This is a genomic window from Pseudomonas sp. MS646 (assembly GCF_036693845.1).
GTDB classification, from domain to species: domain Bacteria; phylum Pseudomonadota; class Gammaproteobacteria; order Pseudomonadales; family Pseudomonadaceae; genus Aquipseudomonas; species Aquipseudomonas chlororaphis_E.
Map to the genome: position 1 here is coordinate 1742464 of NZ_CP144763.1, position 26546 is coordinate 1769009.

At 61.6% G+C, this 26546-nt stretch carries 26 protein-coding genes and 1 pseudogene; all 27 read left to right on the top strand.

Going from position 1 to position 26546, the window contains the following annotated elements; all coding sequences use genetic code 11:
* The first annotated feature begins 52 nt into the window (after window positions 1-52).
* The 27 genes and pseudogenes from V3H56_RS07690 (at window position 53) to flhF (ending at window position 26520) form a co-directional block, all read left to right on the top strand.
* Window positions 53-418: a flagellar protein FlaG gene (locus tag V3H56_RS07690; protein WP_047737641.1), complete on the top strand. Its 366-nt coding sequence runs from the start codon at window positions 53-55 to the stop codon at window positions 416-418.
* A gap of 82 nt (window positions 419-500) precedes the next feature.
* Window positions 501-1931, top strand: coding sequence for a flagellar filament capping protein FliD (fliD, locus tag V3H56_RS07695; protein WP_047737639.1), 1431 nt, complete (start codon window positions 501-503; stop codon window positions 1929-1931).
* Between the two features lie 131 nt (window positions 1932-2062).
* Entirely contained in the window at window positions 2063-2458 is a 396-nt protein-coding gene (gene fliS, locus V3H56_RS07700) for a flagellar export chaperone FliS (protein ID WP_042732556.1), read from the top strand.
* A gap of 11 nt (window positions 2459-2469) precedes the next feature.
* The gene (locus V3H56_RS07705; protein WP_042732557.1) at window positions 2470-2766 is read left to right on the top strand and encodes a hypothetical protein; all 297 of its coding nucleotides are present in this window, start codon (window positions 2470-2472) and stop codon (window positions 2764-2766) included.
* A gap of 169 nt (window positions 2767-2935) precedes the next feature.
* Complete coding sequence (locus V3H56_RS07710; RefSeq protein ID WP_042732558.1) at window positions 2936-4411, top strand: sigma-54 dependent transcriptional regulator; 1476 nt, start codon at window positions 2936-2938, stop codon at window positions 4409-4411.
* A gap of 238 nt (window positions 4412-4649) precedes the next feature.
* Window positions 4650-5840 (top strand): ATP-binding protein, encoded by a 1191-nt coding sequence (locus tag V3H56_RS07715; RefSeq protein WP_185057655.1) that lies wholly within the window; start codon window positions 4650-4652, stop codon window positions 5838-5840.
* A 5-nt stretch (window positions 5841-5845) separates the two neighbouring features.
* A complete protein-coding gene (locus V3H56_RS07720; protein WP_047737636.1) occupies window positions 5846-7240 on the top strand; it encodes a sigma-54 dependent transcriptional regulator in 1395 nt (464 codons plus the stop codon).
* 215 nt (window positions 7241-7455) lie between these two features.
* Window positions 7456-7782: a flagellar hook-basal body complex protein FliE gene (fliE, locus tag V3H56_RS07725; RefSeq protein WP_042731730.1), complete on the top strand. Its 327-nt coding sequence runs from the start codon at window positions 7456-7458 to the stop codon at window positions 7780-7782.
* 15 nt (window positions 7783-7797) lie between these two features.
* Window positions 7798-9582: a flagellar basal-body MS-ring/collar protein FliF gene (fliF, locus tag V3H56_RS07730; RefSeq protein WP_338474423.1), complete on the top strand. Its 1785-nt coding sequence runs from the start codon at window positions 7798-7800 to the stop codon at window positions 9580-9582.
* Window positions 9575-10594 carry a flagellar motor switch protein FliG gene (fliG, locus tag V3H56_RS07735; RefSeq protein WP_024778656.1) on the top strand — a complete coding sequence of 340 codons (1020 nt, stop codon included), beginning with the start codon at window positions 9575-9577 and terminating at the stop codon, window positions 10592-10594. The genes fliF and fliG overlap by 8 nt, the downstream gene beginning before the upstream one ends.
* Window positions 10595-10601: 7 nt before the next feature.
* Window positions 10602-11432, top strand: a complete 831-nt coding sequence (gene fliH, locus V3H56_RS07740) for a flagellar assembly protein FliH (RefSeq protein WP_338474424.1) — start codon at window positions 10602-10604, stop codon at window positions 11430-11432.
* Window positions 11422-12780: a flagellar protein export ATPase FliI gene (gene fliI / locus V3H56_RS07745; RefSeq protein WP_042731733.1), complete on the top strand. Its 1359-nt coding sequence runs from the start codon at window positions 11422-11424 to the stop codon at window positions 12778-12780. Before fliH ends, fliI begins: the two co-directional genes overlap by 11 nt.
* Before the next feature lie 6 nt (window positions 12781-12786).
* On the top strand, window positions 12787-13236 hold the full coding sequence (fliJ, locus tag V3H56_RS07750; RefSeq protein ID WP_042731734.1) for a flagellar export protein FliJ: 450 nt from the start codon (window positions 12787-12789) through the stop codon (window positions 13234-13236).
* A gap of 112 nt (window positions 13237-13348) precedes the next feature.
* Window positions 13349-13660: pseudogene (locus V3H56_RS07755) on the top strand (STAS domain-containing protein); the annotation flags it as partial.
* A gap of 73 nt (window positions 13661-13733) precedes the next feature.
* Window positions 13734-15440 (top strand): fused response regulator/phosphatase, encoded by a 1707-nt coding sequence (locus V3H56_RS07760; protein WP_042731735.1) that lies wholly within the window; start codon window positions 13734-13736, stop codon window positions 15438-15440.
* A 30-nt stretch (window positions 15441-15470) separates the two neighbouring features.
* Window positions 15471-15815 carry an Hpt domain-containing protein gene (locus V3H56_RS07765; RefSeq protein WP_042731736.1) on the top strand — a complete coding sequence of 115 codons (345 nt, stop codon included), beginning with the start codon at window positions 15471-15473 and terminating at the stop codon, window positions 15813-15815.
* An 88-nt stretch (window positions 15816-15903) separates the two neighbouring features.
* Window positions 15904-17268, top strand: a complete 1365-nt coding sequence (locus V3H56_RS07770; RefSeq protein WP_338474425.1) for a flagellar hook-length control protein FliK — start codon at window positions 15904-15906, stop codon at window positions 17266-17268.
* A 203-nt stretch (window positions 17269-17471) separates the two neighbouring features.
* Window positions 17472-17975: a flagellar basal body-associated protein FliL gene (fliL, locus tag V3H56_RS07775; protein WP_042729111.1), complete on the top strand. Its 504-nt coding sequence runs from the start codon at window positions 17472-17474 to the stop codon at window positions 17973-17975.
* 9 nt (window positions 17976-17984) lie between these two features.
* Window positions 17985-18953, top strand: coding sequence for a flagellar motor switch protein FliM (fliM, locus tag V3H56_RS07780; RefSeq protein WP_003184019.1), 969 nt, complete (start codon window positions 17985-17987; stop codon window positions 18951-18953).
* 75 nt (window positions 18954-19028) lie between these two features.
* The gene (fliN, locus tag V3H56_RS07785) at window positions 19029-19487 is read left to right on the top strand and encodes a flagellar motor switch protein FliN (protein ID WP_042729112.1); all 459 of its coding nucleotides are present in this window, start codon (window positions 19029-19031) and stop codon (window positions 19485-19487) included.
* On the top strand, window positions 19488-19925 hold the full coding sequence (fliO, locus tag V3H56_RS07790; protein WP_047737631.1) for a flagellar biosynthetic protein FliO: 438 nt from the start codon (window positions 19488-19490) through the stop codon (window positions 19923-19925). It abuts the gene before it with no gap.
* Complete coding sequence (gene fliP, locus V3H56_RS07795) at window positions 19925-20674, top strand: flagellar type III secretion system pore protein FliP (protein WP_042729114.1); 750 nt, start codon at window positions 19925-19927, stop codon at window positions 20672-20674. Before fliO ends, fliP begins: the two co-directional genes overlap by 1 nt.
* Before the next feature lie 23 nt (window positions 20675-20697).
* A complete protein-coding gene (gene fliQ / locus V3H56_RS07800) occupies window positions 20698-20967 on the top strand; it encodes a flagellar biosynthesis protein FliQ (protein WP_042729115.1) in 270 nt (89 codons plus the stop codon).
* A gap of 4 nt (window positions 20968-20971) precedes the next feature.
* Window positions 20972-21754 carry a flagellar biosynthetic protein FliR gene (gene fliR, locus V3H56_RS07805; RefSeq protein WP_338474426.1) on the top strand — a complete coding sequence of 261 codons (783 nt, stop codon included), beginning with the start codon at window positions 20972-20974 and terminating at the stop codon, window positions 21752-21754.
* Window positions 21755-21756: 2 nt separating this feature from the next.
* Entirely contained in the window at window positions 21757-22893 is a 1137-nt protein-coding gene (gene flhB / locus V3H56_RS07810) for a flagellar biosynthesis protein FlhB (protein ID WP_338474427.1), read from the top strand.
* A gap of 136 nt (window positions 22894-23029) precedes the next feature.
* Entirely contained in the window at window positions 23030-25159 is a 2130-nt protein-coding gene (gene flhA, locus V3H56_RS07815) for a flagellar biosynthesis protein FlhA (protein ID WP_042729118.1), read from the top strand.
* A gap of 11 nt (window positions 25160-25170) precedes the next feature.
* Window positions 25171-26520: a flagellar biosynthesis protein FlhF gene (gene flhF / locus V3H56_RS07820; protein WP_042729119.1), complete on the top strand. Its 1350-nt coding sequence runs from the start codon at window positions 25171-25173 to the stop codon at window positions 26518-26520.
* The last annotated feature ends 26 nt before the right edge of the window (window positions 26521-26546 follow it).

Consider the following 26546-nt stretch of genomic DNA (forward strand, 5'->3'; position numbering starts at 1 on the left):
GGGGAGTGCGCATGCGTGCTCTCTCGCTTTTTCCGTTCAAGAGGTGATGGACATGGATATGAGCGTGAAGCTGAACTTGTCTTATCCAGCGGCGAAGCCGACGCCTACAGTGGCCGACAAGCCAGTGGAGAAGCCTCAAGCCGATGTTGTTTCCGTGGCACCGGTCAAGGAAACTCCCAAGGACGCTGCTGCCGAGCAAGACAAACTCAAGAAGGCCGTTCAGGAAATCGAGAAGTTCGTCCAGTCGGTCAAGCGTAATCTGGAGTTCTCTATTGATGAGCCTTCAGGCAAAGTAGTGGTCAAAGTCATCGCCAGCGGTTCCGGTGAAGTGATTCGCCAGATCCCGAACGAAGAAGTTCTGAAACTGGCGAACAGTTTGAATGATGCAAACAGCTTGTTGTTCAGCGCTGAAGCCTGACAATCGGCACGAATTTCGTTGCTATGTACTTTTGGGCGTTGTAGGGGTCAAAAGGCCGGCGACACACTGAAGGGAGTTCCTCATGGCAAGTCCAATTCTACCTGGCCTGGGGCTGGGTTCTGGCCTTAATACGACTGAGATCGTCAAGGCGCTGGTCGATTCCGACAAGGCTGCCAAGCAAGGTCAGATCACCCGAGCCACCACCACGACTAGCAACAGTATCTCGGGGGTCGGAACCCTGAAGTCGTTGCTGGCAGCCTTCAACACCGCCATGAAGGACTTGGGCAACACCAGGACCCCGCAATTCGCGGGTTTTGCCGCAACCTCTTCCGTCCCCGGTGTCCTCACGGCTACCGCCAGCAACACGGCGGTGAACGGCACTTACGCCATCAAGGTCACCAACCTCGCCACGGCGTCCAAGGTCACCTCGGCGGCTTTCGCCGGCGGTACGACCAGTGCGATCCCTTCCGGCACGCTGACCATCGCGCAGAAGGGGGTCAACTACAACCTCACTGTGCCGGATGGTTCGACCCTGCAATCGGTGCGTGACGCGATCAACGCCGACTCGTCCATGAAGGCCGCCGGTTTGAGCGCCAACATCGTGACCGACTCCTTTGGTTCGCGGCTGGTGCTGGGTTCCACCACCACCGGCGCAGGTTCCGACATCTCGGTCAGCGGCATCGCCGGGCTGGAGATCGATGGGACGAACGTCGTGGGTGCCAACGGTGCTGCGCTGACGGCCACCTCGGCGGGCGCTATCGGTGCCCTGGCCCAGGACGCCGTGTTTTCCGTCGACGGCATGAAGCTGACCAGCGCAAGCAATACGGTGAGCACGGCGATTTCCGGACTGACCCTGAACCTGGTCGGAGTGCCAGGGGACGGAACGTCAACCGTTACCGTCGCGCCGAACAATGATGGCCTGAAAGCCTCGATCCAGAAATTCGTCGACGCCTACAACGCGGTCGCCAACAGTGTCACTGCGCTGACCAAGCCGTCCCTGGACGATGATGGCAACCCGACGATACCGGCCAAGCTGACCGGTGACTCTTTGCCTCGCTCGCTCCTGGCGACGATCCGCGAACCGTTGTCCCAGACGGGCGCCGGCGACAAGCTGACGGTGCTGGCCCAGCTGGGTATTACCACCGACCAGAAGACGGGCGCGTTGAACTTCGATACCGCCAAGTTCAACACGGCCATGAACGACAAGAAGCTGAGCGGTGAAGTCCAGACGATGTTCACCGGTACCAACGGCTTGCTGGAGCGCATGGGCAAGGCGATCGAACCCTTCACCCAGACCGGCGGCATTCTCGACCAGCGGACCTCTGCGCTGACCAAGACCCAGACCCGCCTCAAGAGCGATCAGGCGGCCCTGGATCGCCGGGTCGAGACCTTGACGGCCTCGTTGACCAAGAAGTACAACGACATGGACACCCTGGTCGGCAAGCTGAAGGCCACGGCCAGTAACATCACTTCGATGTTCGAGGCTCTGACGGCGCAACAGCGAAACAGCTGATTTCGACCGATGCAAAAAAGCCCGGCAACGTTTTGACAACGTTCCGGGCTTTCGGCTTTTCGGTCTAAAGTTTTTTGACGCAGCGTCGATACGCTGTTTATACGAACCGAAGATTTTTGATGAGGTAGAACATGAATCCGATGTTGGCCCTTCGCCAATACCAGAAGATTGGCGCCCAGGCGCAAACCTCCGAGGCAAGTCCCCATCGTCTGGTGCAGATGCTCATGGAAGGTGGGCTGGACCGTATTGCCCAGGCCAAGGGCGCGATGGAGCGCAAGGACATCGCCAGCAAAGGCATCCTGATCAGCAAGGCCATCGGCATCATCGGCGGCCTGCGTGAAGGGCTGGACCTGGAGAACCAGGCCGAGTCGGTGACGGAGCTGGACAACCTGTATGCCTACATGATCAAGCGTCTGACCGACGCCAACATCCAGACCGATCCGAAGATCCTCGACGAAGTCGCCGATCTGCTGCGCACGGTCAAAGAAGGCTGGGATGGCATCGCCGCGCCTGGTCCGCAATTCTAAGGAGCACTCTCATGAGTCTTGTCTTGCAGCGAATAGAACAAACCCGTGATGCGTTGGTCGATGCCCTGGCCCAGCGCAACTGGGAGGCAATCGGTCAGTTGGACTTGACGTGCCGTTCGTGCATGGAAGACGTCCTGAGTGAATCCGGGGTGGACGAGGCGACGTTGCGTAACAATCTTGAGGAATTGCTGGGGGTCTACAAGCAGTTGCTCGAGGCGGCGACAGGGGAGCGCCAGGCAATCGTCGACGAGATGTCGCAAGTCCATCAAGCACAGAACGCTGCAAAGGTTTACCATCTGTTCGGTTAATGCTCAGTTAATCCAACGCCGCTGCGCCATAAATTTGACTGTGCACGGTTTTTTGACTTAACTAGTATCTGTTTACAGATTTGAGGCGTCTACAGGCATGACAAGTCTGCAAGCGTCTAGCTTGCCCCCTAATTTCGGGCATTGGGTTGACTAGGGAAGTTGCTATTGCATGTGGCGTGAAACCAAAATTCTCCTGATCGATGACGATAGCGTTCGCCGCCGTGACCTGGCGGTGATCCTGAATTTTCTTGGCGAAGAAAATCTGCCCTGCGGCAGCCATGATTGGCAGCAGGCCGTCGGCTCCTTGTCGTCCAGCCGTGAAGTCATTTGTGTCCTTATCGGGACCGTAAATGCTCCCGCTACGCTATTGGGCTTGCTAAAGACACTCTCAACCTGGGATGAGTTCCTTCCGGTTTTGTTGATGGGCGAAAATTCTTCCCTTGACTTGCCAGAAGACCAGCGTCGCCGTGTGCTTTCCACGCTCGAAATGCCGCCCAGCTACAGCAAGTTGCTGGATTCGCTGCACCGTGCGCAGGTCTATCGCGAGATGTACGACCAGGCCCGCGAGCGCGGCCGGCACCGCGAACCCAATCTTTTCCGCAGCCTCGTCGGCACCAGCCGGGCCATCCAGCACGTTCGCCAGATGATGCAGCAGGTCGCCGATACCGATGCCAGCGTGCTGATCCTGGGCGAGTCGGGTACCGGCAAGGAAGTGGTCGCGCGCAACCTGCATTACCATTCCAAGCGCCGCGAAGCGCCGTTCGTGCCGGTCAATTGCGGAGCGATTCCGGCCGAATTGCTGGAAAGCGAACTGTTCGGCCATGAGAAGGGCGCCTTCACCGGTGCCATCACCAGTCGCGCCGGGCGTTTCGAGCTGGCCAATGGTGGCACGCTGTTTCTCGATGAAATCGGCGACATGCCCCTGCCGATGCAGGTCAAGCTGCTGCGGGTCTTGCAGGAGCGTACATTCGAGCGCGTGGGCAGTAACAAGACCCAAAGCGTCGATGTACGGATCATTGCCGCGACCCACAAGAATCTCGAGAGCATGATCGAGATCGGCAGTTTCCGCGAAGACCTCTATTACCGCCTCAACGTATTCCCGATCGAAATGGCGCCGCTGCGTGAGCGGGTCGAAGACATTCCGCTGCTGATGAATGAATTGATTTCGCGCATGGAGCACGAGAAGCGCGGTTCGATCCGCTTCAACTCGGCAGCGATCATGTCCTTGTGCCGGCATGGCTGGCCGGGCAACGTCCGCGAGCTGGCCAACCTGGTGGAGCGCATGGCGATCATGCACCCGTACGGGGTGATCGGTGTGAACGAACTGCCGAAGAAATTCCGCTATGTCGACGATGAAGACGAGCAGATGGTCGACAGCCTGCGCAGTGATCTGGAAGAGCGGGTGGCGATCAACGGCCACACGCCGGACTTCACCGCCAATGCCCTGCTGCCACCCGAAGGCCTGGACCTCAAGGACTACCTTGGCGGCCTGGAGCAAGGGCTGATCCAGCAGGCCCTGGACGACGCCAACGGAATTGTCGCCCGTGCTGCGGAACGCCTGCGCATTCGCCGGACCACCCTGGTGGAAAAAATGCGCAAGTACGGCATGAGCCGACGCGAAGGTGATGAACAGGCGGATGATTGACGCCTGTTTTCCACGCGCCTGACTGTTGAAGGTGGGGGCGTTTGTCCCTGCTGGTTCGCCTGACAGGCTCTAAACAGTGCCGCTGCACGTCCTGGCGGGAGCAAGCGCCCTCGCTACACATGCACTTTTTCTTTGCTCTTTGTCTCGGCACGGGTATTGCTACACCCCTCGCAACGTTCCGTTTAACTGACGGTCAGCCAAGCGAGAGAGCCCGATGAGCCAAGCCGCCCAAGCCCAGATGTCTCCTGTCCCTGATCCGGGACACCTGCCGAGCGCCGAACAGGCGAGCCGGCTTGGACTCGAGCAGGCCTTTTCGCTGTTCAATCAGATGTCCAGCCAACTGACGGACTCCTACAGCCTGCTGGAAGCCCGGGTGACCGAGCTCAAGGGGGAGCTGGCCGTGGTCAGTGCCCAGCGCATGCAGGAGTTGGCGGAAAAAGAGCGTCTGGCGAATCGCTTGCAGAATCTTCTCGACTTGCTACCGGGGGGCGTCATCGTCATCGATGCCCATGGTCGCGTGCGCGAAGCCAACCCGGCCGCCTGCGAGTTGCTCGGCCTGCCGTTGGAAGGTGAGCTGTGGCGCCACGTCATCGCCCGCTGCTTCGCGCCCCGCGAGGATGACGGCCACGAAGTGTCCCTCAAGGACGGCCGACGGTTGTCCATCTCGACCCGTTCGCTGGACGCCGAGCCTGGCCAACTGGTGTTGCTTAACGACTTGACCGAAACCCGTCACCTGCAAGATCAGCTGGCCCGCCATGAGCGCCTGTCTTCCTTGGGGCGGATGGTGGCGTCGTTGGCGCACCAGATTCGCACGCCGCTGTCGGCCGCGCTGCTCTACGCCAGTCATCTGACAGAACAGCCCCTGCCGATGGAAACCCAGCAACGGTTCGCCGGGCGCTTGAAGGAACGCCTGCATGAGCTGGAGCACCAGGTGCGTGACATGCTGGTGTTCGCCCGCGGCGAGCTGCCGCTGACCGACCGCGTGACTCCCAAGGCGCTGCTTCAATCATTGCAGGCTGCCGCGTTGACCCATGTGCAGGGCCTGTCGATCCGCTGGCAGTGCGACAGCCATGCCGGGGACATATTGTGCAACCGCGACACGCTGGTGGGCGCGGTATTGAACCTCATTGAAAATGCGATCCAGGCCAGTGGCAGCGATGTCCGGCTGAAAGTGCACCTCTATACCCGCGACAACACCTTGCGCCTGTGCGTCAGTGACAGCGGCAGTGGCATCGAGCCGGCCGTGCTAGCGCGGTTGGGTGAACCATTCTTCACCACCAAGACCACCGGGACAGGCCTTGGCCTGACCGTGGTCAAGGCTGTGGCCCGTGCTCACCAGGGAGAATTGCAGTTGCGCTCGCGGTTGGGGCGCGGCACTTGTGCGACGGTGCTCCTGCCGCTGTTTTCCAGCGCGCCAGGAATGGAGTGAGAGCCATGGCGACCAAAGTACTGCTGGTTGAAGACGATCGAGCCCTGCGCGAAGCGCTGGCCGATACGCTGATGCTGGCCGGGCATGATCATGTTTCCGTCGGGTCGGCGGAAGAGGCGTTGCTGGCCGTGGGGCGGGAGGCGTTCAGCCTGGTGGTCAGCGACGTCAATATGCCGGGCATGGACGGCCATCAGTTGTTGGGCCTGTTACGTGTCCGCCAGCCGCAACTGCCGGTGCTGCTGATGACGGCCCACGGTGCTGTCGAGCGCGCGGTGGATGCCATGCGCCAGGGGGCCGCCGATTATCTGGTCAAGCCATTCGAGCCCAAGGCGCTGCTGGACCTGGTGGCTCGCCATGCGCTGGGCAGTCTCGGGCCCGAACGCGAAGGGCCGGTGGCCATCGAGCCGGCCAGTGCCCAGTTGCTGGAGCTGGCCGCGCGGGTGGCGCGCAGTGATTCGACCGTGTTGATTTCCGGGGAGTCCGGTACCGGCAAGGAGGTGCTGGCGCGCTATATCCACCAGCAATCGCACCGCGCCAACGAGCCGTTCATCGCCATCAACTGCGCGGCGATTCCCGACAACATGCTCGAAGCTACGCTGTTCGGTCATGAAAAGGGTTCGTTCACCGGCGCCATCGCTGCCCAGGCGGGCAAGTTCGAGCAGGCCGACGGCGGCACGATCCTGCTCGATGAAATTTCCGAGATGCCCATGGGGCTGCAAGCCAAGTTATTGCGGGTGTTGCAGGAGCGGGAAGTGGAGCGGGTGGGGGCACGCAAGCCCATCAGCCTGGATATCCGCGTGGTGGCGACCACCAACCGCGACCTGGCCGGCGAAGTGGCGGCGGGGCGTTTTCGTGAGGACCTGTATTACCGCCTGTCGGTCTTTCCGCTGGCCTGGCGACCACTGCGCGAGCGCACCGCCGATATCCTGCCGCTGGCCGAGCGGCTGTTGGCCAGGCACGTCAATAAAATGAAGCACGCGGCCGCCAGGTTTTCTCCGCAGGCCCAGGCTTGCCTGATCGCTTATCCATGGCCGGGCAATGTCCGCGAATTGGATAACGCCATTCAGCGGGCGTTGATCCTGCAGCAGGGTGGTGTGATCCAGCCGGAAGATTTCTGCCTGGCCGGCCCGGTGGCCTGCGCGCCATTGCCGGCCTTGTCAGTGGTTTCAACCGTGGCTGCGGCGCCTGCGGTCGAAGTGGAAGGCGAGTCGGCCGGCGCCCTGGGAGATGACCTGCGCCGGCGTGAATTCCAGATGATCATCGACACCCTTCGGGCCGAGCGCGGCCGCCGCAAGGAAGCCGCCGAGCGCCTGGGTATCAGCCCTCGCACGCTGCGCTACAAGCTGGCGCAAATGCGCGATGCCGGCATGGACGTAGAGGCCTACCTGTTCGCCAGTTGAGGCGTGTAAACCAGTCATTCACTTGTGGGAGCGAGCCTGCTCGCGAAAGCGCTAGGTCAAACAATACAGGTGTTGTCTGGCCCACCCCTTCCGCGAGCAGGCTCGCTCCCACTCATTTGTTTATTGCGGTCATCGAGCTGGCACCCTTGTTGCTACTACCTGGGTACCCGCTGAGTAAGTGTCAAAAAAATGCGGGCCGCCAAAGAGAGTAGACCATGAGCCAAGGTATTGAATTTAATCGATTGATGTTGGACATGCGGGCCATGCAAATGGACGCCATGGCCCAGCCCAAGTCGGTCGCGGTCCCCCAGGTGGGTGGCAGCAGCTTTTCCGACATGCTCGGTCAGGCCGTCAATAAAGTGAACGATACCCAGCAGGCGTCGAACCAATTAGCCAGTGCTTTTGAAATGGGCAAAAGTGGTGTCGACCTCACAGACGTGATGATCTCTTCGCAGAAAGCCAGTGTCTCGTTCCAGGCGTTGACCCAGGTTCGCAACAAACTGGTTCAAGCCTATCAAGACATCATGCAGATGCCGGTTTAAGGAAACTATTGAGTCATGGCAGAAGCAGCCGTAGATAACGTTCCAGCCAAGGCCACCGCACCAGACGGCAAACCGCCGCTGTTCGGCTTGTCCTTCCTGGAAAATCTCTCCGAGATGACCATGTTGCGTCAGGTTGGCCTGTTGGTCGGCCTGGCTGCCAGCGTGGCGATTGGTTTTGCCGTGGTGTTGTGGTCCCAGCAGCCGGACTACCGTCCCCTCTATGGCAGTCTGGAGGGCATGGATGCCAAGCAAGTCATGGAGACGCTGTCTTCCGCCGACATTCCTTATACCGTCGAACCCAATTCCGGTGCCTTGCTGGTCAAGGCCGACGATGTCGCCCGTGCGCGCCTCAAGCTTGCCGCGGCGGGCGTGACGCCAAAAGACGGTAACATCGGTTTCGAGATCCTCGACAAGGACCAGGGCCTGGGCACCAGCCAGTTCATGGAAGCGACCCGTTATCGTCGCGGCCTGGAAGGTGAGCTGGCACGGACCATTTCCAGTCTGAACAACGTCAAGGCCGCCCGTGTGCACTTGGCGATCCCGAAAAGCTCGGTGTTCGTGCGCGATGAGCGCAAGCCGAGTGCGTCGGTATTGGTTGAGCTGTACGCCGGCCGCTCCCTCGAGCCTGGCCAGGTCCTGGCCATCGTCAACCTGGTGTCCACCAGCGTCCCTGAACTGAGCAAATCGCAGATCACCGTGGTCGACCAGAAAGGCAATCTGCTGTCCGACCAGGCGGAGAACTCCGAGCTCACCATGGCCGGCAAGCAATTCGACTACAGCCGCCGCATGGAAGGCATGTTGACCCAGCGGGTGCACAACATCCTGCAACCGATCCTGGGTAACGACCGCTACAAGGCCGAAGTGTCCGCCGACGTGGACTTCAGTGCAGTCGAGTCGACTTCCGAGCAGTTCAACCCGGACCAGCCGGCGTTGCGCAGCGAGCAGTCGGTGAATGAACAACGTACCGCCAGCAATGGCCCGCAAGGCGTGCCGGGTGCCCTGAGCAACCAGCCGCCATCGCCGGCCAGCGCGCCGCAAACCACGGGAGGCGCCGCAGGTGCCGCCGGCATGGTGCAGCCAGGCCAGCCACTGGTGGACGCCAACGGCCAGCAGATCATGGACCCGACCACTGGCCAGCCGATGCTGGCGCCGTACCCGGCCGACAAGCGTCAGCAGTCGACCAAGAACTTCGAGCTTGACCGTTCCATCAGTCACACCAAGCAACAGCAGGGCCGGTTGAACCGCCTGTCGGTTGCCGTGGTGGTGGACGACCAGGTCAAGGTCAATCCGGCCAACGGCGAAACCAGCCGTGCCCCTTGGAGCGCCGACGAATTGGCGCGTTTCACCCGCCTGGTGCAGGACGCCGTCGGTTTCGACGCCAGCCGCGGCGACAGCGTCAGCGTGATCAACGTGCCGTTCTCTTCGGAGCGCGGGGAAGTGATCGCCGATATTCCGTTTTATTCGCAACCCTGGTTCTGGGATGTGGTCAAGCAGATATTGGGCGTGCTGTTCATCCTGATCCTGGTGTTCGGCGTGCTGCGTCCGGTGCTCAACAACATTACCGGCGGCGGCAAGAGCAAGCAGTTGGCAGGCCTGGGTGACGTAGAACTGGGCGGCATGGGCGGCCTGGATGGCGAATTGGCTAACGATCGCGTCAGCCTTGGCGGGCCGCAGAGCATTCTGCTGCCAAGCCCGAGCGAAGGCTATGACGCACAGTTGAACGCCATCAAGAGTCTGGTGGCAGAAGATCCGGGTCGTGTGGCCCAGGTCGTGAAAGAGTGGATTAACGCAGATGAGTGATAATCGAGCCGCTGTTGCCAAATTGTCCCGGGTCGACAAAGCCGCGATCCTGCTGCTGTCCCTGGGTTCGACCGACGCTGCCCAGGTGCTGCGCCACATGGGGCCCAAGGAGGTCCAGCGCGTGGGCGTGGCCATGGCGCAGATGGGCAATGTGCATCGCGAGCAGGTTGAACAGGTGATGAGCGAGTTCGTCGACATCGTCGGCGACCAGACCAGCCTGGGCGTCGGCTCTGACGACTACGTGCGCAAGATGCTGACCCAGGCTCTCGGCGAGGACAAGGCCAACGGCCTGATCGACCGTATCCTGCTGGGTGGCAACACCAGTGGCCTGGACAGCCTCAAGTGGATGGAACCGCGCGCCGTTGCCGACGTGATCCGCTACGAGCACCCGCAGATCCAGGCCATCGTGGTGGCTTACCTCGACCCGGACCAGGCCGGTGAAGTACTGGGCAACTTCGACCACAAGGTGCGCCTGGACATCATCCTGCGGGTGTCCTCGCTCAACACCGTGCAGCCGGCGGCCCTGAAGGAATTGAACCAGATTCTGGAGAAGCAGTTCTCGGGCAACTCCAATGCCTCGCGCACCACCCTGGGTGGTATCAAGCGTGCGGCGGACATCATGAACTTCCTCGACAGCTCGATCGAAGGCCAGCTGATGGACTCGATCCGCGAGTTCGACGAAGACCTGTCCGGCCAGATCGAAGACCTCATGTTCGTGTTCAACAACCTGGCGGACGTCGACGATCGGGGCATCCAGGCGCTGTTGCGCGAAGTGTCTTCCGATGTGCTGGTCCTGGCCCTCAAGGGGTCGGACGAAGGCGTCAAGGAAAAGATTTTCAAGAACATGTCCAAACGGGCGGCGGAACTGTTGCGCGACGACCTCGAGGCCAAGGGCCCGGTGCGCGTCAGCGACGTGGAAACTGCGCAGAAGGAAATCCTTACCATCGCCCGCCGCATGGCCGAAGCCGGAGAGATCGTGCTCGGTGGCAAGGGCGGCGAAGAGATGATCTAAGGTCGTTATGTCTGCCAAGAGCGATGAGTCACCCAGCGACCTGATCCGCGCCCGGGACGTCGGTGGTTTCGACGTCTGGTCGCTGCCCAGCTTCGATCCCCATGTGCCCGAGCCTGAACCGGAGCCGATGGAAGAACTGCCGGAAATCGAGGAAGTGCCGCTGGAGGAAGTCCAGCCGCTGACCCTTGAGGAAGTCGAAAGCATTCGTCAGGAAGCCTATAACGAAGGCTTTGCCGTCGGCGAGAAGGAAGGCTTCCACAGCACCACCCTCAAGGTTCGCCAGGAAGCCGATGTGGCGCTGACGGCCAAGCTCCGGGCGCTGGAATCGCTGATGGTCAACCTGTTCGAGCCGATCGCCGAACAGGACACCCAGATCGAGAAGTCCCTGGTGGACCTGGTGCAGCATATTTCCCGGCAGGTGATTCAGCGCGAACTGGCCATCGATTCGAGCCAGATCGAGCATGTCATGCGTGAAGCCCTCAAGCTGTTGCCGTTGGGCGTGGGCAATGTGCGGCTGTACATCAATCCCCAGGATTTCGAACTGGTCAAAGCCCTGCGCGAGCGCCACGAAGAAACCTGGCGCATCGTCGAGGATGCGTCGTTGCTGCCGGGCGGTTGCCGGGTGGAAACCGAGCACAGCCGCATCGATGCGACCATCGAGACGCGCATCAACCAAGTCATGGCCAAGCTGCTAGACCAATTGCACGAGCAAGCCTTGCACCCGGCCCCCAGCGATTTGAGCCTGGAGTTGCCGGACGAACCCAAGGGCGCCGCCGGTATCGACCTCGAAGGCGTCGAACCGGTTGCAACGACAGCGGACGACCGCGATGCGCCTTGAGCGAACCAGCTTCGGCAAGCGCCTGGGCAGTTACGCCGAGGCGACCGAACTGGCCGGCCAACCGATCCTCGAAGGGCGCCTGTTGCGCATGGTCGGCCTGACCCTCGAAGCCGAAGGCCTGCGCGCGGCCATGGGCAGTCGCTGCATGGTGATCAACGACGACAGTTATCACCCGGTGCAGGTTGAAGCCGAAGTCATGGGCTTTGCCGGCAGCAAGGTTTTCCTGATGCCGGTGGGCAGCGTGGCCGGGATCGCTCCGGGCGCACGTGTCGTGCCGTTGGCCGATACCGGTCGCCTGCCCATGGGCATGAGCATGCTCGGGCGCGTGCTGGACGGTGCCGGGCGGGCTCTTGACGGCAAGGGCGGCATGAAGGCTGAAGACTGGGTGCCGATGGACGGCCCGACGATCAACCCGCTCAAGCGCGACCCCATCAGCGTTCCACTGGACGTGGGCATCCGCTGCATCAACGGTTTATTGACGGTAGGACGCGGGCAGCGCCTGGGTCTGTTCGCCGGTACCGGCGTGGGCAAGAGTGTGCTGCTGGGCATGATGACCCGTTTCACCGAAGCCGACATCATCGTGGTCGGGCTGATCGGCGAACGGGGCCGCGAGGTGAAGGAGTTCATCGAGCACATCCTCGGCGAGGAAGGCCTCAAGCGTTCGGTGGTCGTGGCATCGCCCGCGGACGATGCGCCGTTGATGCGCCTGCGGGCGGCCATGTATTGCACGCGTATCGCCGAGTATTTTCGCGATAAGGGCAAGAACGTCCTGTTGCTGATGGATTCGCTGACCCGTTTCGCCCAGGCCCAGCGGGAAATTGCCCTGGCCATCGGCGAGCCGCCGGCCACCAAGGGGTATCCACCGTCGGTGTTCGCCAAGCTGCCGAAACTGGTGGAGCGCGCCGGTAACGCGGAGAAGGGCGGTGGTTCGATCACCGCCTTCTACACCGTGTTGTCCGAAGGCGACGACCAGCAGGACCCTATCGCCGACTCGGCGCGGGGTGTGCTCGACGGTCACATCGTGCTGTCCCGGCGCCTGGCCGAGGAAGGGCATTACCCGGCCATCGACATCGAGGCGTCCATCAGCCGGGTCATGCCGTCGGTCATCAGCACCGAACACCTCAAGCGCGCCCAGCAGTTCAAGCAGTACTGGTCGCGCTACCAGCAGAGCCGGGACCTGATCAGCGTGGGCGCCTACGTGCCCGGCGGTGATCGCGAGACCGACATCGCCATCAATCTTTACCCGGCAATGTCCGTCTACCTGCGCCAGAGCCTGAACGACAACATTGGCCTGGGCGCCAGCGAAGCGCACCTGGAAAGTATCTTCACGCCGATCGCCGGCGGGTAACCGATCATGGCCACGAGTCGTGCGGCGCGTCTGGCGCCAGTGGTCGAGATGGCGGAGAAGGCCGAGAAAACCGCCGTCCAGCGATTGGCCTATTTCCAGGGCCAGGTGGCGGTTGCCGAAAGTAAGCTGGCCGACCTGGAAAACTTTCGCCTCGAATACCAGGAACAGTGGATCACCCGTGGCAGCCACGGTGTCTCCGGGCAATGGCTGCTGGGTTACCAAGGGTTTCTTGCACAATTGGGCACCGCGATCGACCAGCAACGACAAAGCCTGGTCTGGCACCAGAACAATCTGGAAAAGGCCCGCCAGAGTTGGCAAGAGGCGTTTGCCCGGGTCGAAGGCCTGCGCAAGCTGGTGCAACGCTATATCGATGAAGCACGGCAGTTGGAAGACAAGCGCGAGCAAAAGCTGCTGGATGAATTGTCCCAGCGCCTGCCGCGACAGAATCCATACTGATCATGGAGTTTTTTAGAGTGAATGCTGTGAAACCTTGCTCAGGCTTCGACCAAGTGCTAAACCTTGTACACGTATGTCCATGACAGGGAAGCCAGCTATGCAAGCTCAAGCGATACAAGTCTTTACCGAATTATCGAGCAATGGAAAAAAGCTGACGATTTCGGTCAAGGGGCGGTTCGATTTCAAGCTCCATCAAGAGTTTCGGCAGTCTTACGAGAAGTACGAAACACTCAATGCACAGCTTGATAGCTATGTCGTGGACTTGAAAGACACCACTTACCTCGACAGCTCCGCGCTGGGCATGCTGCTGTTGCTGCGCGACTACGCGGGCGGCGAGGACGCCGACGTGAGTGTCATCAATTGCGGCGCGGATGTGCGCAAGATCCTCGCGATCTCCAATTTCGAGAAGCTGTTCGATATCAACAGCCCGAAAGAAGACAAGTCGGCGGAGGGACGGCAGCAGGCAGGGCAATCCTCGGGCAAAGCCTGATACAGCCATGTTGTCCGCCGCCGAATCACTGACAGTCCTGATTGCCGAGGACAGTGCCGCTGACCGCCTGCTGTTGTCGACCATCGTCCGCCGCCAAGGGCATCAGGTGCTCACTGCCGCCGATGGAGCCGAAGCGGTCGAGGTCTATCTGGAGCAGCGCCCGCACCTGGTGCTGATGGATGCGATGATGCCCGTCATGGATGGTTTCGAGGCCGCGCAGAAAATCAAGCAGTTGGCCGGGGATCAGTTGGTCCCGATCATTTTTCTCACCTCGTTGACCGAAAGCGAAGGCCTGGCGCGTTGCCTGGAGGCCGGCGGCGACGACTTTCTTGCCAAACCCTACAACCAGGTGATCCTGGCCGCCAAGATCAAGGCCATGGACCGTCTGCGGCGGTTGCAGGCCACGGTGGTAGAGCAGCGCGACCAGATTGCCCGACACCATGACTATCTGCTCAACGAGCAGCGCGTCGCCAAGGCGGTGTTCGACAAGATCGCCCACTCCGGCTGCCTGAGCGCGCCGAACATCCGTTACCTGCAATCGCCCTATGCCCTGTTCAACGGCGACCTGTTGCTGGCCGCGTTCAACCCCGCTGGCGACATGCATATCCTGCTCGGGGACTTCACCGGGCATGGGTTGCCGGCGGCGGTCGGTGCGATGCCGCTGGCCGAAGTGTTCTATGGGATGACCGCCAAGGGCTACGGCCTGGCGCAGATCCTGCGGGAGATGAATGCCAAGCTCAAACGCATCCTTCCTGTGGACATGTTCTGTTGCGCGACCCTGCTGTGCCTGAGTTTCCAACGGCGCACGGTGGAGGTCTGGAACGGCGGCATGCCCGATGGCTACCTGCATGACAGCCTGAGCGGGGCGCGCACGCCGCTGCCGGCGCGCCACCTGCCGTTGGGTGTACTCTCGCCGCAGTTGTTCGACGACCGCACCGAAGTGCACCCCATGTCCCTGGGGGACCGGGTGTTCCTGCTGTCCGACGGGGTGATCGACACCGCTAACGATGACGAGCAATTGTTCGGCGTGGAGCGTCTGCAGCAGGTGTTCGCGGCCAACCGTGAGCCAGACCTGCTGTTCGAGGACATCCAGCAGGCCCTGCGGGACTTTCGCGGTGAGGCCCGGGACGATTTCAGCATGGTCGAGGTCAGCCTGGTCGCCGCGACGCAACTCAACCCGCCGCCACCGGTCTATTCCGATAGCGGTCAATCGAGCCCGCTGGACTGGTCGGTGAGCTTCGAGTTCCGGGCGCAGACGCTCAAGCGCTTCAACCCGATGCCGTATCTGCTGCAGTTACTGCTTGAGGTCCATGGGCTTCGGGCGCAGAGTGGCGCCCTTTACAGTGTTCTGTCGGAGCTCTACTCCAACGCTCTGGATCACGGGGTGCTGGGGCTCGACTCGGACCTCAAGCGCGACGCGTCAGGATTTGCACGTTATTACAACGATCGCAATACGCGTCTGGATGAGTTGAGCGCCGGTTACGTGCGGGTTCATCTGCACGTCACGCCAAACGGCGACGGTGGCCGTCTGGTTATCGAGGTCGAGGACAGCGGCGAAGGTTTCGATGTTGCCCGGGTGTTGGCACGGCCCGTGGACTGTGATCGGTTGTCCGGGCGCGGCGTAAGCCTGGTGCGTCAGCTGAGCCATCAGGCCCGTTGGTCAGACGATGGTCGTAGTGTACGCGTGGAGTTTTTCTGGGAGGCTCTGGCATAATCGGGTCATTCTTGATCAGGGAGCGAACAAGTGAGTGAGATTCATCTGGATCGCGACGTGCTCAGCACGTTGAAGGAAGTCATGGAAGAGGGCTATCTGGAACTGCTGGATACCTTCCTCAACGACTCCGAGGCGCGTTTGCGCGTGCTGCATGAAGCCCGGGACGCTGAAAAACTGAGCGCCACCGCCCACAGCTTCAAAGGCAGCAGCAGTAACATGGGAGCCATTCGCCTCGCCGAGTTGTGTGGTGAGCTGGAACAGCGTGCCAAACAGCCTTCGCTGGGGGGTATCGAAAAACTGGTCAGCGAAATCGACAGCGAATTTGCCCATGTCCGCAATCTTTGCCGGGAAGAGCGCGAAGGCTTCCACTGCTGAGATCTACGAGCCACTCAAGCGTTGGCCCGCCCCTTGCATTGTCTTGTCCGACTGTACCTATGAATCCAGTGCAGCGGAGAGAATGTTCATGCCTGTCACCCCTAATACGCTGCTCCAGGCCACTGCCCAGGCCAAGCCCCAGGCAGCCGTCAATTCACCGGCGGCGGCCCCGGACAATGGGGATAGAGCCTCCAGCTTCGCTCAGGTCTTCGCCCGTCAGGCGCCCGCCAAGTCATCGGCTGCCCCTGAACCGTCGGTAAAACCGATGCGCGACAAGTCTTCCGATAACACCGTCAAAAAGGACGCCGGCAACGAAACCGCTGCCGCCCCCGAGCGGACGGTTGCCGATAGCGGCAAACCCTTGCCCGCGGACAAACCCGCCGATGCCGACGACCAGGTCGCGAGCGATGACGCCGCAGATTCGACCGACGCGCCAGTGGCTGACGCTGCGCCGGTTGATCCGACATTGCTGCCGGAGGTCACCCCGCCCGTGGTGACGACTGCGCCGGAGCCCGCGCCAGCAGTGGTGGCGGCGGATCCCCAGGTGGCCGCTGCGGTAGTGGCTCCAGTCGTCTCGCAGGCGCTGACCACGCCGCCTGCGGACCCGGCGACGGACCCTGCGTTCGATCCCCAAGCCGACCCGCTCGACGCGATGCCTGCCTTGCGGCTGGCCATGGAGCAGGGTGGTCATGTTTCCGCCGCCAGCCAGGCCCAGCCCAAGGCTGCCGCCCCGGCGGCGCTTGATGCCGAGCCGACGTCGGCGCAAACCTTCGCCGCCGGCATGGCGAGCATGCTCACCGTGCAGGCTGACCAGGACAGCACCAGCCCTGGCAGCCAGGGCGGTGAAAAGGCTTTTGGCGGCTTGATCAACGAGGGCCTCAAGGACCTGACCAGTGCGGCCAGCGACACCCGGGTCGACGACTTCGCCAATCGCCTGGCGGCCCTGACCCAGGCGGCGACGCCGAAGACAGCCAACGCGGTGCCGGTCAACCAGCCCATTGCCATGAACCAGAATGGCTGGACCGAAGAGGTGGTCAACCGGGTGATGTACCTGTCGAGCGCCAATCTCAAGGCGGCCGACATCCAGCTGCAACCCGCCGAACTCGGGCGACTGGACATCCGCGTGAACATGGTGCCGGACCAGCAGACCCAGGTCACGTTCATGAGTGCTCACCCGGGCGTTCGCGAAGCCCTCGAAGGCCAATTGCACCGCTTGCGGGACAGCTTCACCCAGCAGGGCATGGGGCAGGTCGACGTCAACGTGTCCGATCAGTCCCGAGGATCGCCCAACCAGGACCAGCCGGCCCAGCAGCAGGCCCAGGCCGGACGTCCCACCTCATCGGGCGGTCGAGCGGATGCGTCGGTGGATGAGCACCTGCCGGCTGGCGTGGCCGAAGTTGCAGCCAGTACGACCAGTGTGATCGGCAGCAGCGCGGTCGATTACTACGCCTGACCTGGTGAGGTAACCTTTTGTGGGAGCGGGCTTGCTCGCGAAGGCGGTGTGCCAGTTGATAATCATGTCATCTGACGCACAGCCTTCGCGAGCAAGCCCGCTCCCACAGTTGTTTTCGGGTGGCGTAAATTGCTTCTGGCATAACACTTGCTCCTGCCTTGCCAGGCAACCGTGAACCCCCCGATTAGTGACGGATTATTGGCATGGCGAAGAGTGAAGCAGCAGCTGTAAAAGACCCGGCAACCAAGGGCAAGCTCAAGATGATCATCATGATCGTGGTGGGCCTGCTGTTGGCGATCGGGGTGTCCGTGGGGGCTACCTGGTATTTCATGCATGGGGCCCAGAGCAAGCCGGCTCCCGTGGCCGAAGCCGCCCCCGTCGGTAAGCAACCGGCCATTTTCGAATCCATGGCGCCTGCGTTCGTCGCCAACTACACCCAGAATGGCCGCCAGCGCTACATGCAGGTCAGCATCACCCTGATGGGGCGCAACCAGGCCGACCTGGAGGCCCTGCGGGTGCACATGCCGCTGATCCGCAACAACCTGGTGATGCTGTTCTCCGGACAGAATTTCGACACCCTGGCCACCCCTGTCGGCCAGGAAATGTTGCGCCAGAAAGCCACGGCCAGCGTCCAGGAAGTGGCTCAGAAAGAGCTGGGCAAAGTGGTGATCGAACAATTGCTCTTCACTAACTTCGTATTGCAGTAGGAACACGACATGGCCGTGCAGGACCTGTTGTCCCAGGACGAAATCGATGCGCTGTTGCATGGTGTCGACGATGGCCTGGTGCAGACCGAAAATGCTGCTGAACCGGGCAGCGTCAAAAGCTATGACCTGACCAGCCAGGATCGCATCGTTCGTGGACGCATGCCGACGCTGGAAATGATCAACGAGCGTTTCGCCCGCTACACCCGCATCAGCATGTTCAACATGCTGCGCCGCTCGGCCGATGTGGCCGTCGGTGGCGTACAGGTGATGAAGTTCGGTGAATACGTACACTCGCTGTACGTACCCACCAGCCTCAACCTGGTGAAGATCAAGCCGTTGCGTGGCACCGCCTTGTTCATCCTCGATGCCAAGCTGGTGTTCAAGCTGGTGGACAACTTCTTTGGTGGCGACGGCCGTCACGCCAAGATCGAGGGGCGTGAATTCACCCCGACCGAGCTGCGGGTCGTGCGCATGGTGCTGGAACAGGCCTTCGTCGACTTGAAGGAGGCCTGGCAGGCGATCATGGAAGTGAACTTCGAGTACATCAACTCCGAAGTGAACCCGGCCATGGCCAACATCGTCGGCCCGAGCGAAGCCATCGTGGTCTCGACTTTCCACATCGAACTCGATGGCGGTGGCGGCGACCTGCACGTGACCATGCCGTACTCGATGATCGAGCCGGTGCGAGAAATGCTCGACGCCGGTTTCCAATCGGACCTCGACGACCAGGACGAACGCTGGATCAACGCGTTGCGCCAGGACGTGCTGGATGTCGACGTGCCGATCGGTGCGACGGTCGCCCGGCGCCAGTTGCGTCTGCGGGACATCCTGCATATGCAGCCGGGGGACATCATTCCCGTCGAAATGCCGGAAGACATGATCATGCGCGCCAACGGCGTACCGGCCTTCAAGGTCAAGATGGGTTCCCACAAGGGCAATCTGGCGTTGCAGGTGATCGAGCCGATCGAACGCCGCTGACCGGTGTCGAAGTGGCTGAGCCTTTTTTACTGACTTTTACGTTTTGAACCGATTTTTGCCCGCCGAGGACACATGATGGCTGACGATATGAATACCCAGGATGACCAGGCGCTGGCCGACGAATGGGCTGCGGCCCTGGAAGAAACCGGCAACGCCGGGCAGGCCGATATCGATGCGCTGCTGGCGGCCGATACGGGGGCCCACGCTTCCAACCGTCTGCCGATGGAAGAGTTCGGCAGCATGCCCAAGAGCAATGAGCAGGTTACCCTGGACGGTCCGAACCTGGACGTGATCCTCGACATCCCGGTGTCGATTTCCATGGAAGTGGGCAGCACCGACATCAACATTCGCAACCTGCTGCAACTGAACCAGGGTTCGGTGATCGAGCTGGACCGTCTGGCGGGCGAGCCGCTGGATGTCCTGGTCAACGGCACGCTGATCGCCCATGGCGAAGTGGTGGTGGTCAACGAGAAGTTCGGCATTCGCCTGACGGACGTGATCAGTCCGAGCGAACGCATCAAGAAGCTGCGCTGAGTGAAAGGTTTCCTTGGGGCTGCATTGATGCTGCCGTTCAGCGTGCTGGCGGCCGAGCCGGTGGCCACGGCGGCCGCTACGTCGGCCAGTGGCAGCGGCGTGGCCGGGCAATTGGCGCAATTGGTGATCGGCCTGTTGCTGGTGCTGGGCCTGATCTTCTTCCTCGCCTGGTTGCTGCGCCGCGTGCAGCAGGCCGGGCCGGCGGGCAAGGGGCAGGTCATCGACATCGTCAGCACGCGCGCGCTCGGCCCACGGGACCGGCTGGTGCTGGTGCAGGTCGGCAACGAGCAGATCCTGCTCGGCCTGAGTCCAGGCAGCATCACCGCCTTGCACGTCCTCAAGGAGCCGGTGCAGGTGCCCTCCACCGAGCAGGCTACCCCCGAATTTGCCCAGCGCCTCATGGAACTGCTGGGCAAAGACCAGAAGGATAAGAAGTAATGCCGTTGCGCATTCTGTTGGCGCTGGCCTTGATGCTGGCCGCGCCGTCGGTCTTTGCCGCCGATCCGCTGTCAATCCCGGCGATTACCCTGGGCACCAACGCCGACGGGGCCCAGGAATATTCGGTCAGCTTGCAGATCCTGCTGATCATGACCGCGCTGAGCTTCATTCCGGCGTTCGTCATGTTGATGACCAGCTTTACCCGGATCATCATTGTCTTCTCGATCCTGCGCCAGGCCCTGGGTCTGCAACAGACACCGTCGAACCAGATCCTCACCGGCATGGCGCTGTTCCTGACGATGTTCATCATGGCCCCGGTGTTCGACCGGGTGAACCAGGATGCGCTGCAACCCTACCTGGCGGAAAAACTCAGCGCCCAGGACGCAGTTGCCAAGGCCCAGGTGCCGATCAAGGACTTCATGCTCGCCCAGACTCGCAGCAGCGACCTGGAGCTGTTCATGCGCCTGTCCAAGCGCACCGACATCGCCAGTCCGGACCAGGCGCCGCTGACCATCCTGGTGCCGGCGTTCGTCACTTCCGAGCTGAAGACCGCGTTCCAGATCGGCTTCATGATCTTCATCCCGTTCCTGATCATCGACCTGGTGGTCGCCAGCGTGCTGATGGCCATGGGTATGATGATGCTGTCGCCGCTGATCATTTCCTTGCCGTTCAAGATCATGCTGTTCGTGCTGGTGGATGGCTGGGCGTTGATCATTGGCACCCTGGCGGGCAGTTTCGGCGGTGTTTAGACCTTCCCTGCGGATAGCAAGATATGACGCCTGAAGTTGCGGTAGACCTGTTTCGCGAAGCGCTCTGGCTGACCACCATGATGGTCGCCATCCTGGTGATCCCCAGCCTGCTGGTGGGCTTGCTGGTGGCGATGTTCCAGGCCGCGACCCAGATCAACGAACAGACCCTGAGCTTCCTGCCGCGCCTGCTGGTGATGCTGGTCACGCTGATCGTGGGCGGCCCCTGGATCGTGCAAACTTTCATGGAATACATCCTGCGTTTGTACGGCAGTATTCCGCAGTTGATCGGCTGACCTGATGTCGATGCTTGCGCTGACCGACACCCAGATCAGTTCCTGGGTGGCGGCGTTCGTCCTGCCGCTGTTTCGCGTCACCGCCGTGCTGATGAGCATGCCGGTCTTCGGCACGACCCTGTTGCCGCGACGCGTGCGCTTGTATTTCGCCCTGGCGATCACGGTGGTCATCGCCCCCGGCCTGCCGCCGATGCCGCCGGTCCATGCATTGGACCTCAGTGCGTTGATGCTGGTGGCCGAGCAGATCCTCATCGGTGCCCTGATGGGGTTCTCGTTGCAGCTGTTTTTCCAGGCATTCGTCGTGGCCGGGCAAATCATTTCGATCCAGATGGGCATGGCCTTCGCCTCCATGGTCGACCCCACCAACGGGGTCAACAGTGCGGTGATCGGGCAGTTCCTGACCATGCTGGTGACCTTGCTGTTCCTCGCCATGAACGGGCACCTGGTGGTGTTCGAGGTACTGACCGAAAGTTTCACCACGATGCCTGTGGGCAGCGCGCTGCTGGTCAATCATTTCTGGGAGATCGCCGGCAAGCTCGGTTGGGTCCTGGGTGCGGCGATGGTGCTGGTATTGCCGGCGATCACCGCACTGCTGGTGGTGAACATCGCTTTCGGCATCATGACCCGGGCGGCGCCGCAACTGAACATCTTCTCGATCGGTTTCCCGCTGACCCTGGTGCTGGGCATGGTGATCTTCTGGATCAGCCTGGGGGATATTCTCAACCAGTATCAGCCGCTGGCGACCCAGGCCCTGCAGCTGCTACGTGACATGGCACAGGCGCGCTGACCATGGCTGAAAGCGAGAGTGGCCAGGACAAGACAGAAGACCCCACGGAGAAGCGCAAGCGCGAATCCCGGGAAAAGGGCGAGATTGCGCGCTCCAAGGAGCTCAACACCCTGGCGATCATGCTGGCCGGGGCGGGTGGCCTGTTGATCTACGGGGGTGGGTTGGCCCTGGACCTGCTGGAAATCATGCGCCTTAACTTTTCCCTGCCTCGCGAAATACTGCTCACGCCCGACGCAATGACGCAGTACCTGTTGCACTCGGGCAAGATCGCGATCCTGGCGGTGCAGCCGATTCTGATTTTCCTGCTGCTGGCGGCCTTTATCGGGCCGATTTCCCTGGGCGGCTGGCTGTTCGCCGCCGGCAGCCTGGCGCCCAAGTTCAGCCGAATGAACCCGCTGTCGGGCCTCAAGCGGATGTTTTCCACTTCGGCGCTGATGGAACTGCTCAAGGCCTTCGGCAAGTTCCTGTTGGTCCTGTCCGTGGCGTTGACGGTGTTGCAGGGCGACATCGACGACCTTCTGAGCATTGCCCACGAGCCGTTGGAGCAGGCCATCATCCACAGTGTGCAACTGGTGGGGTGGAGCACGTTGTGGATGGCTTGCGGGCTGATCCTGATCGCCGCCATCGACGTACCGATCCAGCTTTATCAGAGCAAGCAGAAGCTGATGATGACCAAGCAGGAGGTGCGCGACGAGTACAAGGAGCAGGAGGGCAAGCCGGAGGTCAAGCAAAAGATCCGTCAGCTGCAGCGCGAAGTCTCCCAGCGCCGGATGATGGCGGCCATTCCGGAGGCCGATGTGGTCATCACCAACCCGACCCACTACGCCGTGGCGCTCAAGTACGACCCCGAAAAAGGCAATGCGCCGGTGTTGCTGGCCAAGGGCAGCGACTTCCTGGCCTTGAAGATCCGCGAGATCGCCGTCGCCAACCAGGTGATGCTGCTCGAATCCCCGGCCCTGGCACGGTCGATCTACTACTCCACCGAACTCGAAGAAGAAATCCCCGGCGGCTTGTACCTGGCCGTGGCCCAGGTGTTGGCCTACGTCTACCAGATCCGCCAGCACCGCGCCGGCAAGGGCAAGCGTCCCGAGCCGCTGAAAGACCTGCCGATTCCGCCGGATTTGCGGCGTGATTCCTGAGTCGGGCCAAGGCTGATGTGGGCGCGCGCTGCGCCTCTATTGCTACCCCTGACAAAAGTTGGAAGGCTTCTTGCAATGCCCCGTTTGCGCTCGTTCCGGGCGTCAAAAGTTTGCTTCACAGAAACGGGGAATATCGGTGAATCGCTCTCAGCTACTCAGCACCGCGCGCAGCAACGCTGTGACTCTCAGCCAAGGCAACCTCGGGGTGCCGCTGCTGCTGATGGTCATGCTTGCCATGATGATGCTGCCCGTGCCGCCGTTCCTGCTGGACGTGTTCTTCACATTCAACATCGCCCTGTCGATCGTGGTGTTGCTGGTCTGCGTCTACGCCCTGCGCCCCCTGGATTTCGCGGTGTTCCCCACCATCCTGCTGGTGGCGACGTTGCTGCGCCTGGCGCTGAACGTGGCGTCCACCCGGGTGGTCATGCTCCACGGCCAGGACGGTCATGCCGCCGCCGGTAAGGTGATCCAGGCCTTCGGCGAGGTGGTGATTGGCGGTAACTACGTGGTGGGTATCGTGGTTTTCGCCATCTTGATGATCATCAACTTCGTCGTGGTGACCAAGGGTGCCGGGCGGATTTCCGAGGTGAGCGCGCGTTTTACCCTCGATGCGATGCCTGGCAAGCAAATGGCGATCGACGCCGACCTCAACGCCGGCCTGATCGATCAGAACCAGGCCAAGACGCGACGCCTGGAAGTGGCCCAGGAAGCCGAGTTCTACGGTTCCATGGACGGCGCCAGCAAGTTCGTGCGCGGTGACGCCATCGCCGGCCTGCTGATCCTGTTCATCAACCTGATCGGCGGCATGGCGGTCGGTATCTTCCAGCACGGCATGAGCTTTGGCGATGCGGGCCGGGTCTACGCCTTGCTGACCATCGGTGACGGTTTGGTGGCGCAATTGCCATCACTGTTGTTATCCACAGCGGCCGCGATCATGGTGACCCGTGCATCGGGTTCCGAGGACATGGGCAAGCAGATCGGTCGGCAGATGTTCGCCTCGCCCAAGGCCCTGGCCGTGGCCGCTGGCCTGATGGCGGTGATGGGCCTGGTGCCGGGCATGCCCCATGTCTCCTTCCTGAGCATGGCCGCATTGGCGGCGGGTGGTGCCTACCTGTTCTGGAAAAAACAGAACGCCCAGAAAATCCAGGCCCTGCAAGAGGTCAAGCGCCAGCAGGAACTGCTGCCGTCGCCGGCTCGCGCACTGGAGACCAAGGAACTGGGCTGGGACGACGTGACCCCGATCGACATGATCGGCCTGGAAGTCGGCTACCGCCTGATTCCATTGGTCGATCGCAACCAGGGCGGCCAGTTGCTGGCGCGGATCAAGGGCGTGCGCAAGAAGCTGTCCCAGGATTTGGGCTTCCTGATGCCGACCGTGCATATCCGTGACAACCTCGACCTGGCGCCGAGTGCCTATCGCCTGACACTGATGGGGGTGATCCTGGCCGAAGCCGAGATCTACCCGGATCGCGAGCTGGCGATCAATCCGGGACAGGTCTACGGTTCGCTCAACGGCATCACCGCCAAAGATCCGGCTTTCGGCCTGGAAGCGGTGTGGATCGAAATCAGCCAGCGGGCGCAAGCGCAGTCTCTCGGCTATACCGTGGTGGACGCCAGCACCGTGGTTGCCACCCACTTGAACCAGATTCTGTACAAGCACTCCAGCGAGCTGATCGGTCACGAAGAAGTCCAGCAATTGCTGCAAGTGCTGGCCAAGGGCTCGCCGAAGCTGGCCGAAGAGTTGGTGCCGGGGGTGGTTTCGCTGTCGCAACTGCTCAAGATCCTGCAGGCGCTCCTGGCCGAGCAAGTGCCAGTGCGCGACATTCGCAGCATCGCCGAAGCCATCGCCAACAACGCTTCCAAGAGTCAAGATACCGCCGCGATGGTGGCGGCGGTGCGGGTCGGTGTATCCCGCGCAATCGTCCAAAGCATTGTAGGTACTGAGTCCGAGCTGCCTGTGATCACCTTGGAGCCAAGGTTGGAACAGATATTGCTCAATAGTTTGCAGAAGGCAGGACAAGGTTCGGAAGAGGGTGTTCTGCTGGAGCCAAGCATGGCCGAGAAGCTGCAGCGTTCGTTGATCGAAGCAGCCCAGCGGCAAGAGATGCAAGGGCAACCGGTGATCCTGCTGGTGGCCGGTCCGATTCGCGCGATGCTCTCGCGGTTCGGGCGCCTCGCGGTCCCGGGGCTGCATGTGCTGGCTTACCAGGAAATACCGGACAACAAGCAAGTGACCATCGTTGCGACAGTAGGGCCCAACGGCTGAGGTAGTGGTTTATGCAAGTGAAGCGTTTTTTCGCCGCCGATATGCGTCAGGCCATGAAGCTGGTTCGTGACGAGCTGGGCGCCGAAGCAGCCATCATCGGTAATCGCCGGATCGCCGGCGGTGTCGAGCTGACAGCGGCTCTGGACTACAAATTGTCGGCGCTGGCCCCGCGTGTTCCGAACATGGAACTCGAGGACGAGCTGCGCAAGACCCAATCGCGCATCGCCAGTGCCCAGGCCGAACTGAGCCTGCGCAGCAGCGAAGGCGAGGCCGCGCCAGGCACCAATCGTCAATTGTTCGCCGGTCAGCCACTGACCGCCGGCCTGCCGCTGACTGCCGCTGAACCGCTGATCGAGCCTACCCAGGCCGAGCCGCGTCGGCCGGCGCCAGCGCCCGCCGCGCCAGCCCGTGGGGTCGACCCGCGTGCCCTGGACTCGATGCGCTTTGAACTCAACAGCCTGCGCGAACTGATGGAAGTCCAGCTCGGCTCCCTAGCCTGGAACCAGTTGCAAGGCAGCCGTCCGGCCCAGGCCAACCTGTGGCGTCGCCTGCAACGCATCGGTCTGTCCGGTCCGTTGTCCCGCGACTTGCTGGCACTGATCAATGGGATCGAAGAGCCTCGCCAGGCCTGGCGCATGCTGTTGGCGCACCTGGCGCGTATGATCGCCACGCCGGACGTCGAGCCACTGGAAGAGGGCGGGGTGATTGCCATGGTCGGTCCTGCCGGCATGGGCAAGACCACCACCCTGGCCAAGCTCGCCGCCCGTTATGTACTCAAGTACGGTGCCCAGAGCATTGCGCTGGTGAGCATGGACAGCTTCCGCATCGGAGCCCAGGAGCAACTCAAGACCCTGGGCCGCATCCTCAATGTGTCGGTAACCCACGTGGACCCGGGCCAGTCCCTGGCCCAGGCGCTGGAGCCTTTGCTGCGCAAGCGCGTCGTGCTGATCGATACCGCCGGCCTGCAAGCCAGCGATCCGGCCCTGCGCCTGCAGCTCGAAAGCCTGGCCGGGCGCGGTATCAAGTCAAAAAATTATCTCGTGTTGGCAACCACCAGCCAGAAACAGGTTCTAACCGCCGCATACCACAGCTACAAGCGCTGCGGGCTGGCCGGCTGCATCCTGACTAAGCTGGACGAAACGGCAAGCCTGGGCGAGGTGTTGAGCCTGGCGATCGGTCATGAACTGCCGGTGGCCTACCTGACCGACGGGCCGCGGATCCCGGATGATCTGCATCTGCCGCGCCGTCATCAACTGGTCAGTCGTGCCGTGAGTGTGCAAATGCAGGAAGAACCCAGCGAAGAAGCCATGGCTGACATGTTCGCTGATATCTACCACAGCCCATCCAAACAGGTCGGCTGAGGTTATCATGAGTATTTTTTGTACCT